Below are 4,313 nucleotides of genomic sequence, written 5' to 3'. Positions count from 1 at the left end.
CTGTCCGGCGGGGTGCCCGGCCGGTGCTCGAACGCGATCCGGCTGCCCGGCGCCGACAGCACGCCGACGGTGGTCAGCAGCCGCTCGGCCTCCTCGGGCGTCAGGTACATCAGCAGGCCTTCGGCGAGCCACGCGGTCGGCGCGGCCGGGTCGAACCCGGCGGCGCGCAGCTCGGCGGCCCAGTCTTCGCGCAGGTCCGCGGGCACGACGACGCGTTCGCACGAAGGTTCGGCGCGCTGCTCGCCGAGCACGCCGTCCTTGAACGCCAGCACTTCCGGCAGGTCCAGCTCGAACAGCCGGGTGCCGACCGGCCAGGCCAGCCGGAACGCCCGCGTGTCCAGCCCGGCCGCCAGCAGCACGATCTGCGTGCAGTCGCTGCCGAGCAGGTGGTCGTCGTAGAAGCGGGTGCGGATCACGACCTGCGGGTAAAACAGCGCGCCGAGGCCGGCTTGCGGCCCTTCGGGCGACGTGTCCGGCAGGACCGAGCGGCCCGCTTCGAAGAACGCGGCCGCGTACGGGTCGTCGAACAGGCGGTCCGGGCGGCGGCTCTCGGCGGCGCGCAACGCGGCGACGCCGACCGCGGTGCGGCTCACGGCGGGCAGGGACTCCGTCACGATCTCCAACGTACCCCCGACTTTCCGCCGTGGTGGGCGCCCTCGCCGGCTCGCTAGCGTGACGGGCATGCGACTCGGTGTGGTGTGCGGGGTCCTGGCGGTGCTCCTGTCCGGTGCGGTGGCCCCGGCGGCCGCGGCTCCCGCGGCGAGCGAACCGGTCTACGACTACGCGAAAGCGATCCGCGAAACCGTCTGGGTCGACATCGGCCACGACGGGGACGGCGACGGCAAGCCCGACCGCGTCGCGGCCGACATCGTGCGGCCGAGCGAAGCGACGTCGCGGGTGCCGGTGATCATGGACGCCAGCCCGTACTACTCCTGCTGCGGGCGCGGCAACGAGAGCGAGCTCAAGACCTACGACAGCGCCGGCAAACCGGTGAAGTTCCCGCTGTTCTACGACAACTACTTCGTGCCGCGCGGCTACGCGGTGGTGCTCGTCGACCTGGCCGGGACCAACCGCTCGGCGGGCTGCGCGGACGTCGGCGGCGCTTCCGACGTCGACTCGGCGCGCAAGGTCGTCGACTGGCTCAACGGCCGCGCCACCGGCTACAGCGCGAAGACCGGCGGCAGCGCGGTGACGGCGGCGTGGAGCACCGGGAACGTCGGGATGATCGGGAAGTCCTACGACGGCACGATCGCCAACGGCGTCGCGGCGACCGGTGTCGACGGGCTCAAGACCATCGTGCCGATTTCCGCGATCAGTTCCTGGTACGACTACTACCGTTCCGACGGCGCGACGTTCGGGTTCAACCCCGCGGGGCTTGCGCAGACGGTCGAAGCCCGCAACTCCGGGCAGAACTGCTCGGCCCAGAACCAGGTCCTCACCCAGGGCGCGACGGCGAACGGCGACTACGGGCCGCTGTGGGCCGACCGGGACTACGCCAGGAACGCGGGCAACGTGCGCGCCAGCGTGCTGCTTTCCCACGGCGTCAACGACCTGAACGTCAAGACCATCCACTTCGGACAGTGGTGGCGCGGGCTGACCGTCGAGAAGAAGATCTGGCTGTCGCAGACCGGGCACGTCGACCCGTTCGACTATCGGCGCGCGGACTGGGTCGACCTGCTGCACCGGTGGTTCGACCACTACCTGCTCGGCGTCGACAACGGCGTCCAGAACGGGCCGCAGGCGAGCGTCGAGCGCCAGCCGGACCAGTGGGTGGACCAGAGCGCCTACCCGGCGGCGAACGCGGTCGCGACGACGTTGCGGCCGGGGGCGTCCGGCACGCTGGGCACTTCGCCGACGTCCGGCACCGCGTCCTTCACCGACAACCCGAGCCTGGGCGAGGACACCTGGGTGACGAACCCGGGCAGCGCCGCGCTCACCTACTCGACCGGGGCGCTGGCGGCGGACGTCCAGGTGTCCGGGACCACGACGCTCACCGTGACGGCGACGCCGAGCACGTCGTCGGCGCGGCTTTCGGCGCTGCTGGTGGACCTCGGCCCGGCGACGATCCGCAACTTCGCCGGCAGCGGCGAGGGGATCAAGACCGGGACGGCCGAGAACTGCTGGGGATCGTCGACGGCAGGCGACGACGCCTGCTACCGGATCGCGTCGGCGGACGTGAAGAAGGTGAGCTACACGATCCTCAGCCGGGGCTGGGCGGACCTCGCGAACTACGCGTCGCTGTCCCAGGAACGCCCGCTGACGCCCGGCACGGCGTACTCGATGACGTTCCGGCTGGCCTCGACCGACCACGTCGTCCCGCGCGGGCACGCGCTGGCGCTGATCATCGGCGGCACGGACGGCAGCTTCATCCGCGGCCCCGCCCAGCCGGGCCGGGTGACGCTGGACCTGGCGCGCACGTCGGCCTCGGTCCCGGTGGCCGGCGCCGTCCCGGCGGCGACGACGCACCCGGCGCCGTCCGGTGGCGAGCACGTGCCGTCGGCGGGTCGGGCGGACCTGCGCTAGCCGGGAAAACCGCACGACAGCGGGCTTCCGCGCGGTTACGTTCGGCCGCATGCGCGAACTCACGTGGCGGCCGCTCGTCCCGGCGGACGCGAAGGCGTCGGCCGATCTGCTCAACGCCATCGAGACCGTGGACCGGATCGGGGAGAACTACACCGAGGAGGACACGCTCCAGGAGCTGATCGACCCGTACGCCGACCTCGAGCGGGCGAGCCTCGCCGCGTTGGACGGCGAGGCGATGGTCGGCTACATGAAGGTCCGCCACAAGGCGTCCGCGGACGAAGTCCACCGGGTCTTCCTCGACGGCGGGGTGCACCCGGCGTACCGCCGTCGCGGCATCGGGACGGCGCTACTGGAAGCGGGCGTGGCGGCGGCGAAGGTCGTGCACGCCCGGCACCACCCCGCGCTGCGGCTCGTGGTCGACGTCCACAAGGCCGAGCACATCGCCGGGGTGCCCGAACTCGCGCGCTCGCGGGGGTTCGCGCCGGTCCGGTACTTCCAGCGGATGGAGCATGCGCTTACGAGAGTGGCCGACGTCGTCGTGCCGGGGGTGCGGATCGAGGGATGGTCGCCGTCGAACGACGAGGACTTCCGGTCGGTGCGGAACGCGTCCTACCGGGATTTCTGGGGCGCCGCGCCGATGCCGGCGGACCAGTGGCGGAACAAGATCGTCAACCAGACGTTCCAGCCCGGGGTTTCCTTCCTGGCACGGGACGGCGGCGTCGCGATGGGGGTGCTGGTGACGTTGTCCTGGGAGGCGGACACCGCGGCGACCGGCGTGCGGGACGCGCACTTCATGGTCATCGGCACGCTGCGGGAGCACCGGCGGCGGGGTGTCGCGAGCGCGTTGCTGGGCCACGCACTGCGGGCGGCCGCGGAGCAGGGGTACGACCGGGCGAGCTTGAACGTCGACTCGGCGGACCCAATGGGCGCGTCGGGGATCTTCGCGAAGGCGGGGTTCGTGCCGAAGCAGCGGTACGTGCGCTGGGCGTTGGAGGTCTGACCCCGAGCGCCCCAAGGCGGCCTTGGTTGCGTCAGACGCACCGAAGGCCGCCTTGGGTGCGTCTGACGCACCGAAGGCCACATTGGGGCGCTCGGGACCGGGGCTAGTTGTGATGTCCGGGGAGGTTGGTCAGCCGGGTGACCGGCGGCTTGCCGCCGGTTGCGCTGTGGGGTCGATGGTGATTGTAGAAGTGCAGCCAGTCCGGTAGCGCCGCCCGCCGCAGACTCTCGGACGGGTAGAAGCGGGCGTAGGCCCACCCGTCGGCCAGGGTCCGGTGGAAACGTTCGATCTTGCCGTTCGTCTGAGGCCGGTAAGGCCGGGTCCGTTTCGGGATAACGCCCAGCTCGGCGCACGTTTCGCGCCAAGCGTGGGACCGGTAGGCCGAGCCGTTGTCGGACAACACGCGTTCGACAGTCACGCCTAGATCGGCGAACCAGGCCACGGCCCGGCGCAGGACAGCGGTGGCAGTCACCGCGGTTTCGTCGGTGTGGATTTCGGCGTAGGCGACGCGGGAGTGGTCGTCGATGACGGTGTGCACGAACGCGGTGCCGGTGCGGGGCTTGTAGTCCGCGCCGCGGGGCAAGCCTGGCGTGGCGCGTTTGTTGCGCTCGCCTTGCTGCCGGCCGAGGTAGCGGTGCCCGCCGCCGTCGGGGATGTTGCCGAACTTGGTGACATCGACGTGGATCAGCGAGCCGGGATGGTCGTGTTCGTAGCGGCGCAGCGGTTCGCCGGTGACCCGGTCGATGCGGGACAGCCGGTTGATCCGGCAGCGCACCAGCACCGCGTGCAC

4 protein-coding genes are annotated in these 4,313 nt (G+C 71.6%); 2 read left to right on the top strand and 2 right to left on the bottom strand.

The window, feature by feature from the left end; translation table 11 throughout:
* The coding region (locus G3I65_RS53120; protein WP_309236099.1) for an SAM-dependent methyltransferase at positions 1–614 on the bottom strand (614 nt) is incomplete at its 3' end.
* A gap of 67 nt (positions 615–681) precedes the next feature.
* Between G3I65_RS53120 and G3I65_RS53115 the strand changes: the two genes are divergently transcribed.
* Together G3I65_RS53115 and G3I65_RS53110 are read left to right on the top strand one after the other, a co-directional pair.
* Positions 682–2,523, top strand: coding sequence for a Xaa-Pro dipeptidyl-peptidase (locus G3I65_RS53115; RefSeq protein ID WP_166641716.1), 1,842 nt, complete (start codon positions 682–684; stop codon positions 2,521–2,523).
* Between the two features lie 49 nt (positions 2,524–2,572).
* A complete protein-coding gene (locus G3I65_RS53110) occupies positions 2,573–3,523 on the top strand; it encodes a GNAT family N-acetyltransferase (protein ID WP_160703859.1) in 951 nt (316 codons plus the stop codon).
* Between the two features lie 103 nt (positions 3,524–3,626).
* Here G3I65_RS53110 and G3I65_RS53105 read toward each other — a convergent pair.
* On the bottom strand, positions 3,627–4,313 hold a 687-nt coding region (locus tag G3I65_RS53105; protein ID WP_160703857.1), incomplete at its 5' end, for an IS481 family transposase.

The organism is Amycolatopsis sp. SID8362 (genome assembly GCF_010550475.1).
Lineage (GTDB): Bacteria > Actinomycetota > Actinomycetes > Mycobacteriales > Pseudonocardiaceae > Amycolatopsis > Amycolatopsis eburnea.
Note: the sequence above shows the minus strand (reverse complement) of the source record. Positions and strands in the feature narration are given on the sequence as shown.

Coding starts and splice junctions, on each gene's coding strand:
- G3I65_RS53115 (WP_166641716.1), top strand. CDS start 682: ATGCGACTCGGTGTGGTGTGCGGGGTCCTGGCGGTGCTCCTGTCCGGT.
- G3I65_RS53110 (WP_160703859.1), top strand. CDS start 2,573: ATGCGCGAACTCACGTGGCGGCCGCTCGTCCCGGCGGACGCGAAGGCG.